The organism is Actinomadura bangladeshensis, assembly GCF_004348335.1.
Classification (GTDB): domain Bacteria; phylum Actinomycetota; class Actinomycetes; order Streptosporangiales; family Streptosporangiaceae; genus Spirillospora; species Spirillospora bangladeshensis.
The window spans coordinates 1-17,908 of sequence record NZ_SMJW01000172.1; the positions used below are offsets into that span (position 1 = coordinate 1).

Below are 17,908 nucleotides of genomic sequence, written 5' to 3' on the forward strand. Positions count from 1 at the left end.
GTCGGGGCGGGGGCGGACGCGGGGCCGCATCCGTCCGGCAGATCGCCGGGGCACCGCGAATCCGTTCGGAGATCGGGTAAAAGGCGACGAAATGCCCATGACAGGGATCGACAACGCTTGACACGTGCGCGTCAGGAAGCGACCTGCCCGGGCGCCTCCCGCCCGCGCCCCGACCTCGGCGGACGCGGCCGCGTGAACCGCATTTAACGGCGGGGTCACACCGGGGACTCGGCGGCGAAACGGCGCCCGCCGAGTCTCGGCCCATGAACGCGACACCCACGCACTGCCCGTACTGCGCACTGCAGTGCGGCATGACCCTGCACGGGACCGGCGGGCGCGCGGTGCGGATCGAGCCGCGCGACGACGTGCCCGCCAACCGCGGCGGGCTGTGCCAGAAGGGCTGGACGGCCGCCGAACTGCTCACCGTCCCGGACCGGCTGACCGCCCCGATGATGCGGCGGCGCCGGGACGCGCCGCAGGAGCCCTGCACCTGGGACGAGGCCCTCGACCGCGTCGCCGCCGAGGCCGCCCGGCTGCGGGCGCTGCACGGCCCGGACGCGGTCGCGGTGTTCGGCGGCGGCGGCCTGACCAACGAGAAGGCCTACCAGCTCGGCAAGTTCGCGCGGGTCGCGCTCGGCACGTCCCAGATCGACTACAACGGCCGGTTCTGCATGGCGTCGGCCGCCGCGGCGTCCGGCCGGGCGTTCGGCATGGACCGCGGGCTGCCGGGGCCGGTCACCGACCTCGCCGCGTCCGGCGCCGTCCTGCTGGTGGGCGGGAACCCGGCCGAGACGATGCCGCCGTTCATGCGGCATCTGGCGGAGATGCGGGACGGCGGCGGGGCCCTCATCGTGGTCGACCCGCGCCGCACCGCCACCGCCCGCCAGGCGGACCTGCACCTGCAGCCGGTGCCCGGGACCGACCTCGCGCTCGCCAACGGGCTGCTGCACCTGGCGCTCGCCGAGGGGCTCGCGGACGAGCGCTACATCGCCGCCCGCACCACCGGGTTCGGCGCGGTCCGGACGGTCGCCAACGCCTACTGGCCGGACCGCGTGGAGCGCATCACCGGCGTCCCCGTCCCCGCGATGCGCGAGGCCGTCCGGCTGCTGGCCCGCGCCGGCCGCGCCCACGTGCTGACCGGGCGCGGCGGCGAGCAGCACGCGGACGGCACCGACACCGTCAGCGCGTTCATCAACCTGGCGCTCGCGCTCGGGCTGCCGGGCCGCGAAGGCTCCGGCTACGGGTGCCTGACCGGGCAGGGCAACGGGCAGGGCGGCCGCGAGCACGGGCAGAAGGCCGACCAGCTGCCCGGCTACCGCAGGATCGACGACCCGGCCGCCCGCGCGCACGTCGCAGCGGTGTGGGGCGTGGACCCCGCCGGCCTGCCGGGGCCGGGGCGGTCGGCCTACGAGCTGCTGTCGGCGCTCGGCACCGACGGCGGGCCGAAGGCGCTGCTGCTGTTCGGGTCGAACCCGGTGGTGTCGGCGCCGGACGCCGCGCGCGTGCAGGAGCGGCTCGACGCCCTGGACCTGCTCGTGGTCGCCGACTTCGTCCCGTCGGAGACCGCGCGGCGCGCCGACGTGGTGCTGCCGGCCGCGCAGTGGGCCGAGGAGTCGGGGACGATGACGAACCTGGAGGGCCGGGTGCTGCGGCGCCGCCGGGCCGTCCGCCCGCCGGCCGGCGTCCGCACCGACCTGGAGATCATCGGGGCGCTCGCGGAGCGGCTGAAGGCGCCGGGGGAGTGGAGCGCCGACCCGGAGGCGGTGTTCGGCGAGCTGCGCCGCGCCAGCGCGGGCGGCGCCGCCGACTACGCGGGCATCGACTACGCGCGGATCGAGGCCGAGGGCGGCGTGTTCTGGCCCTGCCCGTCGCCCGGCCACCCCGGCACGCCGCGCCCCTACCTCGACCGGTTCCCCACGCCGGACGGGCGCGCCCGGTTCGTCGCGGTCGAGCACCGCGGTCCCGCCGAGGACGTGGACGCCGCCCACCCGGTGTACCTGACGACCGGGCGGGTCCTCGCGCAGTACCAGTCGGGCGCGCAGACCCGCCGCGTCCCGGCGCTGGCCGAGGCCGCGCCGGGGCCGTTCGCCGAGCTGCACCCCGACCTGGCCGAGCGGCTCGGCATCGAGGACGGCGCGCAGGTGCGGGTGGAGAGCCGCCGGGGCGCGGTCACCGTCCGGGCGCGGCTGACCGAGGCGGTCCGCGCCGACACCGTGTTCGTGCCGTTCCACTGGGCGGGGGAGGAGCGGGCGAACCTGCTCACCAACCCGGCCCTGGACCCGGTGTCGCGGATGCCGGAGTTCAAGGTGTGCGCCGTCCGGGTGGGAGTGAGTCCCTTTTAACACGGCGGTGACAAAGGAGACCCAGCGGCGAAACCGCCCGTACGGAGGATCAGGACATGACCACGACACCCGAAGCGACGATCACCAGGGACCGGGCGGGCCGGCCGGCGGCCCGCTGGTTCGACATCTGCTCCTACGCCGACCTGATCCCCGAGCGGGGGGTCTGCGCGATGGTGGACGGCACGCAGGTTGCGGTCTTCCGGGTCTTCGACGGCGCCCTGCACGCGCTGTCGAACCTCGACCCGTTCAGCGGCGCCTGCGTGCTGTCGCGCGGGATCCTCGGCACCCGCGACGGGACGCCGACCGTCGCGTCCCCGATGTACAAGCAGGTGTTCGACCTGCGGACCGGGGCGTGCCTGGACGATCCGCGGGTCGCGGTGCCGGTCTTCGCGGTCCGCCGGGCCGGGGACCGGGTGGAGGTGGCGCTCACCGATGAGCACCGGCAGTGAGGCCCTGGCCGGGTTCGCGGTCGGGGTGACCGCGGCCCGCCGGCACGAGGAGCTCGCGACGCTGCTGGAGCGGCGCGGCGCCCGGGTCGTGCTCGCCCCCGCCATCCGCCTCGTCCCGCTCGACGACGACGCCGGGCTGCTGGCGGCCACCCGGGCGTGCGCGGACGGCCCCCTCGACCACGTCGTCGTCACGACCGGCATCGGGTTCCGGGCGTGGCTGGAGACGGCGGACGGGCACGGGCTGCGCGACGCCCTCGTCGCCCGGCTCGCCGGCGCCGAGATCGTGGCCCGCGGCCCGAAGGCGCGCGGCGCGATCCGGTCCGCCGGGCTGCGGGAGGCGTGGTCGCCCGAGTCGGAGGGCTGCGCCGAGGTGACCCGCCACCTGCTGGGCCGGGACCTCGCGGGCGCCCGGGTCGCCGTCCAGCTGTACGGGGAGCGGCAGCCGGAGCTGACCGGGGCGCTGCGCGCGGCGGGCGCCGAGGTGATCGAGATCCCGGTGTACCGGTGGTCGCGCACCGATGACCCGACGCCGCTGCGCCGGCTCGTCGGGCAGGCGGTCACCGGCACGGTCGACGCGATCACGTTCACCAGCGCGCCCGCGGTCGGCGCGACGCTCGCCGTCGCCGCCGAGGACGGGCTGGAGGACGCCCTGCTGGAGGCCATGCGCACCCACGTCGTGGCGGCGTGCGTCGGGCCGGTCACCGCGGGGACGCTGACCGAGCGCGGCGTCCCGACCGTCCAGCCGGAGCGGGCCCGGCTCGGCGCGCTGGTCCGCGCGCTGGTCACCGGGCTGCCGGTGCGCCGGTCGCGGCGGCTGTCGGTGCGCGGGTCGTCGCTGGAGCTGCGCGGGCACGCCGTCGTGCTGGACGGTCAGCTGCGCCCGATCGCACCGGCCCCGATGGCGATCCTGCGGGCGCTCGCGCGCCGCCCCGGGCACGTGGTGTCGCGGGCGGAGCTGTGCGGCGCGCTGCCGAGCCGGGCCGTCGGCGCCGGCGCGCCGCGCGGCCGGGACGCGCGGCCGCAGGCCGACGAGCACGCGGTGGAGATGGCCGTGGCGCGGCTGCGGCGCGGCCTCGGCCGGCCGGGCATCGTCGAGACGGTCGTCAAGCGCGGCTACCGGCTGGCGTGCGACCCGCGCCTCGCCGACCGGCTCGCGGCGGGCACCGGTGGCTGACCCGGCCGGCGGGGGCCCGGCGCTGCTGGCCGTCGCGCACGGGACCCGCGATCCGGCCGGGCCCGCCGTGATCGGGAGCCTGCTGGACCGGGTGCGCGCGCTGCGGCCGGGGCTGCGGGTCGCCGAGGCGTACGGGGAGCTGGCGCGCCCGTCGCTGGAGGAGGCGGCGGCCGGCCTGGCCGGCGGCCCGGTCGTCGTGGTGCCGCTGCTGCTGGCGCGCGGCTACCACGCGCTGATCGACATCCCGGACCGCGCCGCGCGGCTGCTGCCCGGCGCGGTGACCTCCCGGCCGCTCGGCCCGGACCCGCTGCTGGCGGACGTCCTGGCCGACCGGCTGGGCGCACGGACCCGGATTCCGCCGCGCCGCCCGGACGCCGTCGTCCTGGCCGCGGCGGGGTCCGCCGACCCGGCCGGGGCCGCCGACGTGCGGGCCGCCGCCCAGCTGCTGGCGCGGCGGCTGCGGCGGCCCGTCACCTGCGGGTTCGTCGCCGAGGGCGGCCCCGCGCTGGGCGACGCCGTCGCGCGGCTGCGGCGGCGCGGTGCCGGGCGCGTGGTGGTGGCGCCGTACCTGCTGGCGCCCGGCCGCTTCCTGGACCGGGCGCGGGCGTGCGGCGCCGACGCGGTGGCCGGGCCGATCGGGGCGCACGACGCGGCGGCGCGGCTCGTGCTGCGCCGCTACGACGAGGCGCGGTCGCGCGTGAGCGAACCGGCCTGCGCGCGCTGACGGGCCTCCGCCTCGCCCTCCGGTGCGGTGAACCGGTCGTCGTGGTGGGCGAGGACGCGCAGCAGCATCCCCTGGAGGAGGCGCCGCTCGTCCGGTGACAGCGGCTCGAAGAGGACCTCGTTGAGGCGGACGCGGGCGTCGAGGCTCTCGCCGAGGAACAGCCGGCCGTCCTCGGTGGCGTCCAGCGCGTACCGGCGCCGGTCCCCGGGGTCGCGGCGGCGCTCGACGTGGCCGGCCCGCTCCAGCGCGTCCACGATGGCGACCAGGTCGCCGGGGTCCATCCGGAGCCGCTCGGCGACCTCCCGCTGCGACAGCGGCCCGGACCGCGCCACGCACCACAGGACGAGCAGGTGGGGCAGCCGCGGCTGGCCGGGGAGCAGCCGCGCCGCGGTGCGCCGGACGAGCCGCACCGTCTCGAACATCAGGTAGGTGGGCGAGTCGTACATCGGGTCGGACTGGTCGGTCACGTCCGGCTCCTCGGATTCACTGGGGAGGTCCTATTTCTCTTGACGTGAGAGATAGGGTACTCCTACCGTTGGGTGGCCCAAAAAATGGGTGTGCGTCCATGCGAGGGAGGCCCCATGCCGGACGGGGGACCCGCCGTCGAGGTCGACGGCCTCATCAAGAAGTTCGGCGACGTGGAGGCCGTGCGGGGGATCGACTTCACCGTGCGGCCGGGGGAGATCTTCGGTTTCCTCGGCCCGAACGGCGCCGGCAAGTCCACCACCATCAACATGCTCTGCACGCTGCTGCGCCCCAGCGGGGGCACCGCGCGCGTGGCGGGCCGCGACGTGGTCACCGAGCGCGACACGGTGCGCCGCAACATCGGGCTGGTGTTCCAGGACCCGACCCTGGACGGCTACCTGTCGGGGGAGCAGAACCTGCGCTTCCACGCCGAGCTGTACGGGGTGCCGCGCGCGGTGACGGGCGACCGCATCCGGCAGGTGTTGGAGATGGTCAACCTGTGGGACCGGCGCGGCGACCTGGTGCAGACCTTCTCCGGCGGCATGAAGCGCCGCCTGGAGATCGCCCGCGGCCTGCTGCACTCGCCGCGGGTGCTGTTCCTGGACGAGCCCACCGTCGGCCTGGACCCGCAGACCCGCGCGTCGATCTGGGAGTACATCCGCCGGCTGCAGCGGGCGGAGGAGATCACGATCTTCATGACGACGCACTACATGGACGAGGCCGAGTTCTGCGAGCGCATCGCGATCATGGACTCGGGGCGGATCGTCGCCCTCGACACGCCCGAGGCGCTCAAGGCGGGCGTCGGCGAGGACCGGATCCGCATCCGGACCGACGACGACGAGGCGGCGATCGCCGCGATCGGGGACCGGTTCGGCCTGGCGGCCGTCGTGTCGGAGGGCGCGGTCACGTTCTCGGTCGCCTCCGGCGAGGCGTTCGTGCCGCGGCTGTTCGCCGAGCTGGGCGTCCCGATCCGGTCGGTGAACGTGGCGCGGCCGTCCCTGGACGACGTCTTCATGTCCTTCACCGGCTCCACCATCCGGGACGCCGAGGCGTCCGGGAGCGACCGGATGCGCATGGCGATGCGCGCGGCGAGGAGGTGACCGTGGCGAGCACCGCGGAAGAGGCGGAGCGGGCGGCGGCCGGGGTCGTCCGGGTGCGGGTGCCCGAGCGCGGCCTGCGCCAGGACCTGCGCGCCGTGAAGATCGTCCTGCACCGGGAGCTGATCCGGTTCTGGCGGGACAAGCTGCGGATGGTGTCCGGGCTCGTCCAGCCGGTGCTGTGGCTGCTGGTCATGGGCACCGGCCTGTCCAACCTCGTGACCAGCGGCGGCGGCCCGGCCGGGAGCGTCGACCTGAAGACCTTCATCTACCCCGGCGTGTGCGCGATGTCGGTGATGTTCACCGCGATGTTCTCCGCCGGGTCGATCGTGTGGGACCGCGAGTTCGGGTTCCTGCGCGAGATGCTCGTGGCGCCGGTCAGCCGCAGCGCGATCGTGATCGGCAAGTGCATCGGCGGCGCGGTCGTGGCGACCCTGCAGGGCGTGGTCATCGTGCTGCTCGCTCCGCTCGCCGGCGTCCCCTACGACCCGGTGCTGATGCTCCAGCTGATCGGCCTGATGTTCATCGGGGCGCTGGCGCTGACCGGGTTCGGGGTGATGATGGCGGCGCGGATCACCCAGATGCAGGCGTTCTTCGGCCTCATGCAGATGGCGATGATGCCGATGATGTTCCTGTCGGGCGCGCTGTACCCGCTGAACGGCCTGCCCACGTGGCTGAGCGTGCTGACCCGGTTCAACCCGCTCACCTACGCGGTCGACCCGATGCGGCACGTGGTGTTCGCGCACCTGGACGTCTCGCAGCGGCTGCTGCGCACGTTCGACCCGGGCGTCACCTGGGGCGGCTGGACGGTGCCGATCTGGCTGGAGATCCTCATCGTGCTGGGCATGGGCCTCGGCCTGATGGCGGTGGCCATCGTGGAGTTCCGCCGCGCCGACTGAGAAGCGGCCGGGCACGCGAGGGCCCGCCGGACCGCGCGGTCCGGCGGGCCCTCGCCCGTGTGCACGGCCTCTGCCGGCGGGTCAGACGGCGAAGTCCAGCAGCGGGCGGGCGTTGCTGGGGTGCCGCAGCTTGGACAGTGACTCCTTCTCCAGCTGCCGGATCCGCTCGCGGGTCAGCCCGAGGGCCTTGCCGATCTCGTCCAGGGTGCGCGGCGTCCCGTCGTACAGCCCGAACCGCATCGCCATGATCTTGGCTTCGCGCGGGGACAGGATGTCGAGGGTGCGGCGCAGCTGGTCGGCCATGAGCTGGCGGTCGACGAGCTCGGACGCCTCGGGGCTGTCGGTGTCCTCGATGAGGTCGCCGATGCGGGTCTCGCCGTCCTCGCCGATGGTGGAGTCCAGGCTGATCGGCTGGCGGCTGGTGCGCAGCAGCTCGCGGACCTGCTCGGGGCTCTTGTCCAGCTCGACGGCCAGTTCCTCGGGCGTGGGCTCGCGGCCGAGCCGCTGGTGCATGTCGCGCTCGACGCGGCTCAGCTTGCTGAGCATCTCCAGCACGTGCACGGGCAGCCGGATCGTGCGGGCCGAGTCGGCGAAGCCGCGCTGGATGGCCTGCCGGATCCACCACATCGCGTAGGTGGAGAACTTGTAGCCCTTGGAGTAGTCGAACTTCTCCACGGCGCGGATCAGGCCGAGGTTGCCCTCCTGGACGACGTCCAGCAGCGACAGGCCGCGGTCGGAGTACTTCTTGGCGACCGACACCACCAGCCGGAGGTTGGCCTCCAGCATGTGGGCCTTGGCGCGGCGGCCGTCGGCGGCGACCCATTCCAGGTCGGCGCGCAGGGCGGGGGAGAGGTCGGCGGTCTCCAGCTTGTGCTCGGCGTACAGCCCGGCCTCGATGCGCTTGGCGAGGTCGACCTCCTGCTCGGCGGTGAGCAGCTGGCGGCGCCCGATGGCCTTGAGGTAGGTGTGGACCGAGTCGCCCATGGTGGTCGACTGGTCGTCCAGGTCGGCGGGGGTCTCGGCGGCCTCGACCTCGGTGACCTCGAACTCCTCCTCGGAGGCGCCCGTGGTGTCCGCGGCCGGCGCGGCCGCGGGCTTGGCGGCGGCCTTCGCCTTGGCGGAGGTCCTGCGGGGGGCGCGCTTCTTGGCGGGGGAGGGCGTCGCCTGGGCGGTCTCGCCTCCGTCGTGGTCGACGGCCGCGGCCATCTTGCGGACGGTGTCCGGCTCGCCGGCCAGGCTGATACCGGCCTCCGACAGCTCGCGCAGGATCGAACGGCCCTGGGCCGGGCTGATCCCGGCGCTCTCGAAGGCCCCTCGCACCTCGTCCAGTGAGAGGCGCCCTTGGGCCCGGCCACGCTTCAGGAGCTCGCTGAGCGCGGGGCCCGCCGACTCCGTGAGCGGGGTCTCGACGGCGCTTCGCGGCATGGGGACACCCCCCTCCCTTCGGTGTGTGAGTGCGGCGCGGATTGTTGTTCGCTGGTGGCGCACGCACTTATCGGAACGTCGCACGACCGGGTCATTGTTCCCACGGCCGCGCGACCGGCGGCCCGCCGGTGGATCGCGGAGGAACGATCCAGACGCTGCTGGTGCCCGGAATGGGCCGTTTCATACCTCTGACCAGAACCGATCTCACCTTACTACGTAAAGGCGCCGGGCTGTGGCAGCGTGACGAACGCCACTACATGCCGGGGCCCTTCGGCCGCAGCGTCCGGCCGTACCGCGCGATCACGCGTTCCCGCAGGTCAGGATCGTCCCGGGGGACGGGTTCGAGGAACACCTCGTCGATCTCCTCGTGCGCGTCGTGCAGGTCGCGGGCCATCCGGACGCAGGCGCGTTCGACGTCGCCGGCGGTGAGGTCGTCGCGGAAGTCCAGCCGGGCGCAGGCGAGGACGCGGTCGGCGCCGAACGTGACGGTGATGATGTCGACGACCCAGTCGACCTCGGGCGCCGCGCCGAGGCGGGCGCGGACGTCGGCGACGATCCGGGGGTCGGCCTGGGTGCCGGTCAGCAGGTTGAGGTTGATGCGGCCGAGGACGAGCGCGACGGCGGTGAGCAGCACGCCGATGAGCAGCGACCCGATCGCGTCCCAGGTCGCCGAGCCGGTCAGCCGGTGCAGGCCGAGGGCGCCCGCGGCGATCAGGACGCCGATGAGGGCGGCCGAGTCCTCCAGCAGGACGCTGACCGAGGTGGGCTCGTCGGTCCGGCGGATGTGGGCGAGCAGCGGCAGGTCCTCGGCGCGGGCCGCGTCGCGGACCTGCCGGACGGCCTGCTGCCAGGAGATCCCCTCCAGCACGAACGCCACGCCGAGCACGCCGAAGGCGATGAGCGTGCCGGACTCCTCGCCCTGCCGGTGCCCGGTGAGCGTCTGGAACCCCTGGTAGAAGGAGAACAGCGCGCCCATGCCGAAGATCGCGACGGCGACCAGCAGCGTCCAGATGTAACGCTCCTTGCCGTACCCGAGGGGGTGGCGGCGGTCGGCCGGGCGGCCGCTGCGGCGCAGCCCGACGAGCAGCAGCAGCTCGTTGAAGGTGTCGGCGACCGAGTGGGCGGTCTCGGCGGCCATCGACGCCGAACCGGTGATCAACGCGGCGAAGCCCTTGGCGACGGCGATGCCCAGGTTGGCGCCGAGGGCGAGCAGGACGGTGAGGCCGCTCTCGTTCTCCTTGCCCTTCTCGCGGCCCTTCTCGCGGCCCTCCTCGCGCTCGCCGTCCGTCTCCCGCCCGCTGCGCTGTCCGGCCATGGTCGTCCTCTCCCCGTCCGGTCGGCGTGTCATGCGCGGCCGGTCGCGCGGCGGAGGTCAGGGCGCGGGGGCGCGGAGGCGGGCGCGGTCGGGTTTCCCGGACGCCAGCAGCGGGATCGTCTCCACCAGGTCCAGCTCGCGGGGGGCGGCATGGGCGGGCATCGTCTCGCGGACGAAGGCGCGCAGCTCGGTCAGCTCCGGCACGGCCGCGGGCGCCGGGACGACGACGGCGGTGACGCGCTCGCCCCATTCGGGGTCGGGCCGCCCGACCACGACGACGTCGCGGATCGCGGGGTGCCGCGACAGCGCGGCGGCGACCTCCCCGGCGACGACCTTCTCCCCGCCGGTGTTGATGACGTCGTCGACGCGGCCGCGGACGCGGAGCCGGCCGCCCTCCAGGGCGCCGAGGTCCTGGGTGACGAACCAGTCGCCGTCCCTGACCTCGGCGGTCAGCTCCGGGCGCAGCCGGTAGCCGGTGAACAGGGACGGGCCGGCCAGCCGGATCCGGCCGCCGTCGCCGAGCGCGACGCGCATGCCGTCCAGGGGCGTCCCGTCGTAGACGCAGCCGCCGCACGTCTCGCTCATGCCGTAGGTGGTGAACACGCGGGCGCCGCGCCCGCGGGCCTCGGCGAGCAGGCCGGGCGCGGCGGCGGCGCCGCCGAGGACGATCGCGCCGAGCCGCGACAGGTCGGCGCCGGTGTCGAGCAGGCGGCGCAGCTGGGTCGGGACGAGGGAGACGTGCAAGCCGTCCGCCCGCGCGACGGCGGCGGCGTCGAAGCGCGGCGCGATGACCGGGTCGGTGCCGGCGAGCAGGGAGCGGACGAGGACCTGGACGCCGGAGATGTGGCTGGTGGGCAGGCAGCACAGCCACCGGTCGCCCGGCCCGGCCCCGATCCGCGCGAGGGTCCCGGCGGCGGAGTGCCGCAGCGCGTCCGCGGACAGCTCGACGAACTTGGGGGTGCCGGTGGACCCGGACGTGGCGATCAGCACGGCCGTGCCGGCGTCGGCGGGCGGGTGCCCGGCGTCGGCGCGGTGGACGAGCCCTTCGGGCGTCTCGACCGCGTCGGGGGCCAGGGCGTCCAGCAGGTCGCCGAGGGCCGGTTCGGGCAGGCCGGGGGAGAGCGGGCAGATCACGGGCCCGCCGGCGAGCGCGTCCGCCAGCGCGTCCAGGAGGCGGGGGCCGGGCGGCAGGACGACGGCGTGCAGCGGGCGATCCATGATCTCATCAGCCTAGACGACCCCGCTGAACGCGTTCAAACGGGGGAGCGGTTGAATGGGGCACGACCGCCCGCGACCCGGCCGGCGCGGGGCGCTTCAGGGAGAGGAACACATGGTCTCGGAGCTGTTCGACGCGGACGCGTGGAAAGAGGTCGAGGGGTTCGGCTTCACCGACATCACCTACCACCGGGCCGTCGACCACGGCACGGTGCGGGTGGCGTTCAACCGCCCGGAGGTGCGCAACGCGTTCCGCCCCCACACGGTGGACGAGCTGTACCGGGCGCTGGACCACGCGCGGATGTCCAGCGACATCGGGTGCGTGCTGCTGACGGGCAACGGGCCGTCGCCGAAGGACGGCGGCTGGGCGTTCTGCTCGGGCGGCGACCAGCGGATCCGCGGCAAGGACGGCTACAAGTACGCCGAGGGCGAGACGTCCGACACGATCGACCCGGCGCGGGCGGGGCGGCTGCACATCCTGGAGGTGCAGCGGCTGATCCGGATGATGGGCAAGGTCGTCATCTGCGTGGTGCCGGGCTGGGCCGCGGGCGGCGGGCACAGTCTGCACGTGGTGTGCGACCTGACCCTCGCCAGCCGCGAGCACGCCCGGTTCAAGCAGACCGACGCGGACGTGGCGAGCTTCGACGGCGGGTTCGGGTCGGCGTACCTGGCGCGGCAGGTCGGGCAGAAGTTCGCCCGCGAGATCTTCTTCCTCGGCGACGCCTACGACGCCGAGGCAGCGCACCGGATGGGCATGGTCAACGCCGTCGTCCCGCACGCCGAGCTGGAGGCCACGGCGCTGGAGTGGGCGCGGAAGGTCAACGGCAAGAGCCCGACGGCGCAGCGGATGCTGAAGTTCGCGTTCAACCTGATCGACGACGGGCTCGTCGGCCAGCAGGTGTTCGCCGGGGAGGCGACGCGGCTGGCCTACGGCACCGACGAGGCGGCCGAGGGACGCGACTCGTTCCTGGAGAAGCGCGACCCCGACTGGTCGCGTTTCCCGTGGTACTACTAAGTGTTCATACGCACGGCGTGATCCGGAATACCGTGATTCGGCGGGCGGATCATCGGCAGGTCAGGGGGTTCGGCGGGTGCGGGTCTTCTCCATCCCGATGCGGACGCGGTTCCGCGGTGTGACGCGGCGGGAGGGCGCCCTCGTGCGGGGCCCCGCCGGATGGGGGGAGTTCTCGCCGTTCGCCGAGTACGGCCCGGCCGAGTGCGCCCGCTGGCTCGCCGCCGCCCGCGAGGCCGCGCACGAGGGCTGGCCCGAGCCCGTCCGGGACCGGATACCGGTGAACGTGACGATCCCGGCGGTGGACCCCGAGCGCGCGTTCGCGATGACCAAGGAGTCCGGCTGCCGCACCGCGAAGGTGAAGGTCGCCGAGCGCGGGCAGGGCGACGCCGACGACATGGCCCGGGTCGAGGCCGTCCGGGACGCGATCGGGCCGGACGGCCGCGTGCGCGTCGACGTGAACGGCCGCTGGGACGTCGACCACGCCGCCCGGATGATCCGGGCGCTGGACCGGTGGGAGCTGGAGTACGTCGAGCAGCCCTGCGCGACGCTGGCGGAGCTGGCGCGGGTGCGGCGGCGGGTGGACGTGCCCGTCGCGGCGGACGAGTCGATCCGCCGCGCCGAGGACCCGCTGAAGGTGCGGGCGGCGGAGGCCGCCGACGTGGCGGTGCTGAAGGTGCAGCCGCTCGGCGGCGTCGCGGCGGCGCTGCGGGTCGCCGAGGCGTGCGGGCTGCCGGTGGTGGTGTCGAGCGCGGTGGAGACGTCGGTGGGGCTGGCGGCGGGCGTGGCGCTGGCCGCCGCGCTGCCCGACCTTCCGTACGCGTGCGGGCTGGGCACGCTGTCGCTGCTGGAGGGCGACGTGGTGCGCGATCCGCTGCGGCCGGTCGAGGGGGAGATCGAGGTGCGGCGGCCCGTGCCGGACGAGGAGGCGCTGCGGCGCTGGGAGGTCCCCGCGGAGGCGTGGCGGGACCGCGCCCTGGCCGCGCAGGAGCATCTGGCCGGCCCCGCGGTGATCGAGGCGGCCCCGTGAACCCGGCGACCGCGCTGGCGACCGTCCTGGTCGACGAGCTGCTGCGGTGCGGGATGAGCGACGCGGTGCTGGCGCCGGGGTCGCGGTCGGCGCCGCTGGCGCTGGCGCTGCAGGCCGCCGAGGAGGCGGGGCGGCTGCGGCTGCACGTGCGGATCGACGAGCGGTCGGCGTCGTTCCTCGGGCTGGGCCTGGCGAAGCGGTCGAGCCGCCCGGTGGCGCTGGTGTGCACGTCGGGGACGGCGGCGGCGAACTTCCATCCGGCGGTGATCGAGGCGCACGAGTCCGGCGTCCCGCTGATCGTGCTCACCGCCGACCGGCCGCCGGAGCTGCGCGACACCGGCGCGAACCAGACGATCGACCAGGTGAAGCTGTACGGGACGGCGGTGCGGTGGAGCACCGAGGTCGGCGTGCCGGAGAACCGCCCGGGGATGGTGGCCTACTGGCGGTCGCTGGTCAGCCGCGCGTGGGGGGCGGCGCAGGCGCCGTCGCCGGGGCCGGTGCACCTGAACGCGGCGTTCCGCGAGCCGCTGATCCCCGACGGCGACGAGACGTGGTGCGAGCCCCTCGACGGCGACGCGACCGGCGCGTGGACGAAGGTGCGGCCGGCGACGCCGGGGTCGGTGCTGCACGTCCCGCCGACCCGCCGCGGCGTGCTGGTGGTGGGGGACGGGGCGACGAACGTCAAGCGGTACGTGGCGGCCGCGTCGATGGCCGGGTGGCCCGTGCTGGCCGAGCCGAACGGCAACGCCCGCTACGGCGACCACGCCCTGTCGTCGCACCATTTCCTGCTGGGCGTCCCGGAGTTCGTGGAGCGGCACCGCCCCGAGGTCGTGGTGACGCTCGGGAAGCCGGGGCTGTCGCGGCCGCTGCTGTCGCTGCTGCGGCGCGCCGAGGAGCACATCGTCCTCGCCCCGGACCTGGCGCGCTGGCCCGACCCCGTCCGGTCGGCGACGCAGGTGGCGCCCGAGGTGGAGATCCCGGTGGTGTCCGGCGACGACGCGTGGCTGAAGTCGTGGCGGGCCGCGGACCTGGCCGCCGCGGCGGCGGTGGACGCGGTCCTGGACGCGGTGCCGCAGGTGAGCGAGCCGCGGCTGGCCCGCGACCTGGTCGCCGGGCTGCCGGGCGGGTCGCTGCTGTTCACCGCGGCGAGCATGCCGATCCGGGACCTGGACCAGGTGATGCGCCCGCGCCGCGGTATCCGGATCATGGCGAACCGGGGCGCGAGCGGCATCGACGGGCTGGTCTCGACGGCGATGGGCGCCGCGCTGGCGCACAGCGGCCGCTCCTACGCCCTGCTCGGCGACCTGGCGTTCCTGCACGACCAGAACGGCCTGATCATCGGCCCGTACGACCGGCGCCCCGACCTGGCCCTCATCGTGGTGAACAACCGGGGCGGCGGGATCTTCTCGCTGCTGCCGCAGGCGGCGCTGCACGGCCCGTTCGAGCGGGTCTTCGGCACGCCGCACCAGGTGGACGTGGAGACCGTCGCCGCCGCGCACGGCGTCCCGTACCGGCGGCTGGAGGCCGCGGCGGACCTGCCGAAGGCGATGGCGGGGGAGGGGCTGCGGATCATCGAGGCCCGCACCGACAGGGAGGCGAACGCGTCCCTGCACGCCGACATCCGCAAGGCGGCGCAGGCCGCCGTCCGCGAGACCCTCGCCTGAGTTCCCGCCGCCCCCCGGCCTGGTCGAACATTTCAGTCTTCAATTTACAACGTAAAGGCGTCGGGCAGCGACACCAACCTTAACCTCCAACCAACAAAAACCTCCCCGACGCCGAGGCTTCGATCGGGCCGGAAGAGAAGTGGTCAGGGGGTCAGGAGGCGGTCGCGGAGGGCGTCGGTGTCCTCGGGCGTCCAGCCGTGCCCGGCGAGCCAGCCGAGCGTCCCGCCGAACTCCTCGTCGACGCGGGCGAGGAGCTTCTCCATCAGCGCGGCGTGCGGCTTGTGGGTGTCGGCAGGGCGGGAGTCGAGGTCGGCGGCGTAGGTATCGCTGGCCCGCAGCCGACGCAGGATCGCCGCCAGGCGTTCACCGGTCTGGACGTAGTCGGCGACGATGGCCTCGCGGGTGACGCCGGCGGCGTCCAGGGCGAGGGCGCAGACGACGCCGGTGCGGTCCTTCCCGGCGGCGCAGTGCACCAGTGAGGAGCCGTCGGTGCGGGTCATGACGCGGAGGGCGGCGACGATGGAGTCGCCGCGGTCGGCCAGGTAGCCCAGGTAGTGGCCGGTGGAGCGGTCGTCCTGCCAGGGGAGCGCCTTGTCCACATCGACGTCGGTGTCGGCGGCGACATCGGTGTGGCGGCCCCCCTCGGGGAACAGCGACAGATGGTGGACGGTCACGGTCTGTATGCGGGTGAGGGGCCCGGGGCCTTCGAGGCGCACTTCGGCCTCGCTTCGCAGGTCGATGACGTTCTTCAGGCCGTAGTCGTCGAGAAGGATGCGGACGTCGGTGACCGAGAGGTCCTGGAGGTTGTCGGAGCGGAGCACGCAGCCCCGCCTGGTGGTCCTGCCATCGGCCGTGGGGAGCCCGCCGAGGTCTCGGGCGTTGACGGCTCCGTCCAGTTCGATCCACCGCGTGCCATCGTCCATGACTTATGACCTTATAGGGGCGAGGTGCCCGGACTTTTACGCAGGGTCCTGTCCCGGGGGGAAGGACATCCCTGGGGTGAGCGGCGCGGGCCGGTACCGGGACCTGCGAGCCAGGGGACAGTTGGCTCCGCAGCGTGGCGACCGCGCGACCTCACGCTCCGTAGTGTTCGAGGAGCTGTTCTTCCTACTCGAACTGGAGGCTTCATGCCCGCGACCCTGCACGCTCCCTCCCCGTCGTCCGCCACATCGGCGGGCCGGGCCGGCAGCGACTTCGCTCCACTCGCGCGGCGGGTTCGCGAGGGCGGGCTGCTGGAGCGCCGCCGCGGCTACTACGCGCGGGCGATCGCGCTGAACCTGGCCGCGACGGCCGCGGTGTGGGGTGCGGTGGCGTGGGCGGGCCCCAGCTGGTGGACGGTCCTGCTGGGCGTTCCCCTCGCCGTCCTGACGGCGCGGACGGCGTTCCTCGGGCATGACGCGGGGCACCGGCAGATCGCGCGGAGCGCGCGGGCGAACCGGTGGCTGGGGTTGCTGCTGGGCAACCTGCTGCTGGGAATGGGGCACGGGTGGTGGAACGACAAGCACAACCGGCATCACGCCAATCCGAACCATGTGGGCAAGGACCCGGACGTGGGGGAGGGCGTGCTGGCGTGGACGAGCGAGCAGGCCGGGCGGAAGCGGGGCGTGCTGCGGTGGGTGGCGCGGCATCAGGCGGCGCTGTTCTTCCCGCTGCTGACGCTGGAGGGCGTCAACCTGAAGGTGGGGAGCCTGCTGTTCCTGCGCGACCGGTCCCGGCGCGACCGGCTGGTCGAGGGCGGTCTGCTGCTGGCGCACGCGGTGGGGTATCTGGGGCTGGCGTTCGCGCTGCTGCCGCCGGCGCAGGCGGTGGCGCTGATCGCGGTGCAGCACGCGCTGTTCGGGGTGCATCTGGGTGCGGTGTTCGCGCCGAACCACAAGGGGATGGCGATGCCGGAGCCGGGTGAGCGGTGGGGGCATCTGCGGCGGCAGGTGCTGACGTCGCGGAACGTGCGGGGCGGGGTGGCGACCGACTGGCTGATGGGCGGGCTGAACTACCAGATCGAACACCATCTGTTCCCGGGGGTGCCGCGGTGCAGCCTGCGGCGGGTGCGTCCGCTGGTGATGGAGCACTGCGCGGCGGTGGGCCTGCCCTACACCGAGACGGGCCTGATCGCGTCGTACCGGGAGGCTCTCGGTCACATGCGGGCGATCGGGGAGCCGCTGCGGTAGGGGCGGGGCTATGCTCCGGGCCATGCCGGAGGGACATACGATTCATCGCCTGGCCGCCGATCACCAGCGGATGTTCGGCGGCCTCGCCGTCGCGGCCACGAGTCCGCAGGGGCGGTTCGCCGAGGGGGCGCGGCGGCTGGACGGGCGGGTGCTGGCGGACGCGGACGCGCACGGCAAGCATCTGCTGCTGGGGTTCGACGACGAGCTGACGCTGCACGTCCATCTGGGCATTTATGGCCGGTTCGGGTTCGGGGCGCTGCCGGCTCCGGATCCGGTGGGGCTGGTGCGGCTGCGGCTGGTGGGCGGGGAGCATTTCGCGGATCTGCGGGGTCCGAACACGTGCGAGGTGCTGGAGCCGGGTGAGGTGAAGCTGCTGCGGGACCGGCTGGGGCCCGATCCGCTGCGGGCGGACGCCGATCCGGAGCTCGCGTGGCGGCGGATCAGCCGGGCGCGGACGCCGATCGCGGTGCTGCTGATGGATCAGTCGGTGGTGGCGGGTCCGGGGAACATCTACCGGGCGGAGGTGCTGTTCCGGCAGGGGATCGATCCGCGGTTGCCGGGGCGGCGGCTGTCGGCGGGGCAGTGGGCGGCGATCTGGGACGATCTGGTGCTGCTGATGGCCGAGGGGGTCCGGGTGGGGCGGATCGACACGGTCCGTCCGGAGCACACGCCGGAGGCGATGGGGCGTCCGCCGCGGGTGGACGATCACGGTGGTGAGGTGTACGTGTACCGGCGTGCGGGGCTGCCGTGCCTGGTGTGCGGGACGCCGGTGGCGGCGGCGGAGGTGGCGTCGCGGAACCTGTTCTGGTGTCCGGGGTGCCAGCCCTCCCCCGTGTGACGTCGCGCCGTTGCGGCGTCCCGCGGTGCGGTGTCCCGCCGGGTCAGGAGACGGTGGGGGTGGGGCCGGTGTCGCCGGCGGTGGTGTGGGC

General features: G+C 74.6%; 16 protein-coding genes. 11 read left to right on the forward strand and 5 right to left on the reverse strand.

Going from position 1 to position 17,908, the window contains the following annotated elements:
- Positions 1–263 precede the first annotated feature (263 nt).
- From E1284_RS27650 to E1284_RS27665, 4 genes are read left to right on the forward strand one after another with little or no spacing between them, the layout of a single operon-like run.
- Positions 264–2,342 carry a molybdopterin oxidoreductase family protein gene (locus E1284_RS27650; RefSeq protein ID WP_131943075.1) on the forward strand — a complete coding sequence of 693 codons (2,079 nt, stop codon included), beginning with the start codon at positions 264–266 and terminating at the stop codon, positions 2,340–2,342.
- Positions 2,343–2,398: 56 nt separating this feature from the next.
- Complete coding sequence (nirD, locus tag E1284_RS27655) at positions 2,399–2,791, forward strand: nitrite reductase small subunit NirD (protein ID WP_131943076.1); 393 nt, start codon at positions 2,399–2,401, stop codon at positions 2,789–2,791.
- On the forward strand, positions 2,775–3,965 hold the full coding sequence (locus tag E1284_RS27660) for a uroporphyrinogen-III synthase (RefSeq protein WP_131943077.1): 1,191 nt from the start codon (positions 2,775–2,777) through the stop codon (positions 3,963–3,965). The genes nirD and E1284_RS27660 overlap by 17 nt, the downstream gene beginning before the upstream one ends.
- On the forward strand, positions 3,958–4,689 hold the full coding sequence (locus tag E1284_RS27665; protein WP_131943078.1) for a sirohydrochlorin chelatase: 732 nt from the start codon (positions 3,958–3,960) through the stop codon (positions 4,687–4,689). The genes E1284_RS27660 and E1284_RS27665 overlap by 8 nt, the downstream gene beginning before the upstream one ends.
- Here E1284_RS27665 and E1284_RS27670 read toward each other — a convergent pair.
- A complete protein-coding gene (locus E1284_RS27670) occupies positions 4,641–5,156 on the reverse strand; it encodes a MarR family winged helix-turn-helix transcriptional regulator (RefSeq protein ID WP_131943079.1) in 516 nt (171 codons plus the stop codon). The genes E1284_RS27665 and E1284_RS27670 overlap by 49 nt on opposite strands.
- A gap of 114 nt (positions 5,157–5,270) precedes the next feature.
- On the opposite strand from E1284_RS27670, the gene E1284_RS43250 reads away from it, so the two are divergent.
- Together E1284_RS43250 and E1284_RS43255 are read left to right on the forward strand one after the other, a co-directional pair.
- Positions 5,271–6,254 carry an ATP-binding cassette domain-containing protein gene (locus E1284_RS43250; RefSeq protein ID WP_131943080.1) on the forward strand — a complete coding sequence of 328 codons (984 nt, stop codon included), beginning with the start codon at positions 5,271–5,273 and terminating at the stop codon, positions 6,252–6,254.
- Between the two features lie 2 nt (positions 6,255–6,256).
- Complete coding sequence (locus E1284_RS43255; RefSeq protein ID WP_131943081.1) at positions 6,257–7,150, forward strand: ABC transporter permease; 894 nt, start codon at positions 6,257–6,259, stop codon at positions 7,148–7,150.
- A gap of 81 nt (positions 7,151–7,231) precedes the next feature.
- On the opposite strand, the gene E1284_RS27685 is transcribed toward E1284_RS43255, so the two are convergent.
- The 3 genes from E1284_RS27685 to E1284_RS27695 all read right to left on the reverse strand — a co-directional run bounded on the left by E1284_RS27685 (position 7,232) and on the right by E1284_RS27695 (position 11,108).
- Positions 7,232–8,575, reverse strand: a complete 1,344-nt coding sequence (locus E1284_RS27685; protein WP_131943082.1) for an RNA polymerase sigma factor — start codon at positions 8,573–8,575, stop codon at positions 7,232–7,234.
- A 253-nt stretch (positions 8,576–8,828) separates the two neighbouring features.
- A complete protein-coding gene (locus E1284_RS27690) occupies positions 8,829–9,890 on the reverse strand; it encodes a cation diffusion facilitator family transporter (RefSeq protein WP_131943083.1) in 1,062 nt (353 codons plus the stop codon).
- Positions 9,891–9,947: 57 nt separating this feature from the next.
- The gene (locus E1284_RS27695) at positions 9,948–11,108 is read right to left on the reverse strand and encodes an AMP-binding protein (RefSeq protein ID WP_207923983.1); all 1,161 of its coding nucleotides are present in this window, start codon (positions 11,106–11,108) and stop codon (positions 9,948–9,950) included.
- Positions 11,109–11,220: 112 nt separating this feature from the next.
- Between E1284_RS27695 and E1284_RS27700 the strand changes: the two genes are divergently transcribed.
- The 3 genes from E1284_RS27700 (at position 11,221) to menD (ending at position 14,811) form a co-directional block, all read left to right on the forward strand.
- A complete protein-coding gene (locus E1284_RS27700; protein WP_131943085.1) occupies positions 11,221–12,120 on the forward strand; it encodes a 1,4-dihydroxy-2-naphthoyl-CoA synthase in 900 nt (299 codons plus the stop codon).
- Between the two features lie 76 nt (positions 12,121–12,196).
- Complete coding sequence (locus E1284_RS27705) at positions 12,197–13,147, forward strand: o-succinylbenzoate synthase (protein WP_131943086.1); 951 nt, start codon at positions 12,197–12,199, stop codon at positions 13,145–13,147.
- A complete protein-coding gene (menD, locus tag E1284_RS27710; protein ID WP_131943087.1) occupies positions 13,144–14,811 on the forward strand; it encodes a 2-succinyl-5-enolpyruvyl-6-hydroxy-3-cyclohexene-1-carboxylic-acid synthase in 1,668 nt (555 codons plus the stop codon). Before E1284_RS27705 ends, menD begins: the two co-directional genes overlap by 4 nt.
- A 143-nt stretch (positions 14,812–14,954) precedes the next feature.
- Here the strand turns inward: menD and E1284_RS27715 are convergent, their stop codons facing one another.
- Positions 14,955–15,734: a tyrosine-protein phosphatase gene (locus tag E1284_RS27715; RefSeq protein WP_131943088.1), complete on the reverse strand. Its 780-nt coding sequence runs from the start codon at positions 15,732–15,734 to the stop codon at positions 14,955–14,957.
- Between the two features lie 204 nt (positions 15,735–15,938).
- On the opposite strand from E1284_RS27715, the gene E1284_RS27720 reads away from it, so the two are divergent.
- Together E1284_RS27720 and E1284_RS27725 are read left to right on the forward strand one after the other, a co-directional pair.
- Complete coding sequence (locus tag E1284_RS27720; protein WP_131943089.1) at positions 15,939–16,979, forward strand: fatty acid desaturase family protein; 1,041 nt, start codon at positions 15,939–15,941, stop codon at positions 16,977–16,979.
- A 22-nt stretch (positions 16,980–17,001) separates the two neighbouring features.
- Positions 17,002–17,817, forward strand: coding sequence for an Fpg/Nei family DNA glycosylase (locus E1284_RS27725; protein ID WP_131943090.1), 816 nt, complete (start codon positions 17,002–17,004; stop codon positions 17,815–17,817).
- Positions 17,818–17,908 lie beyond the last annotated feature (91 nt).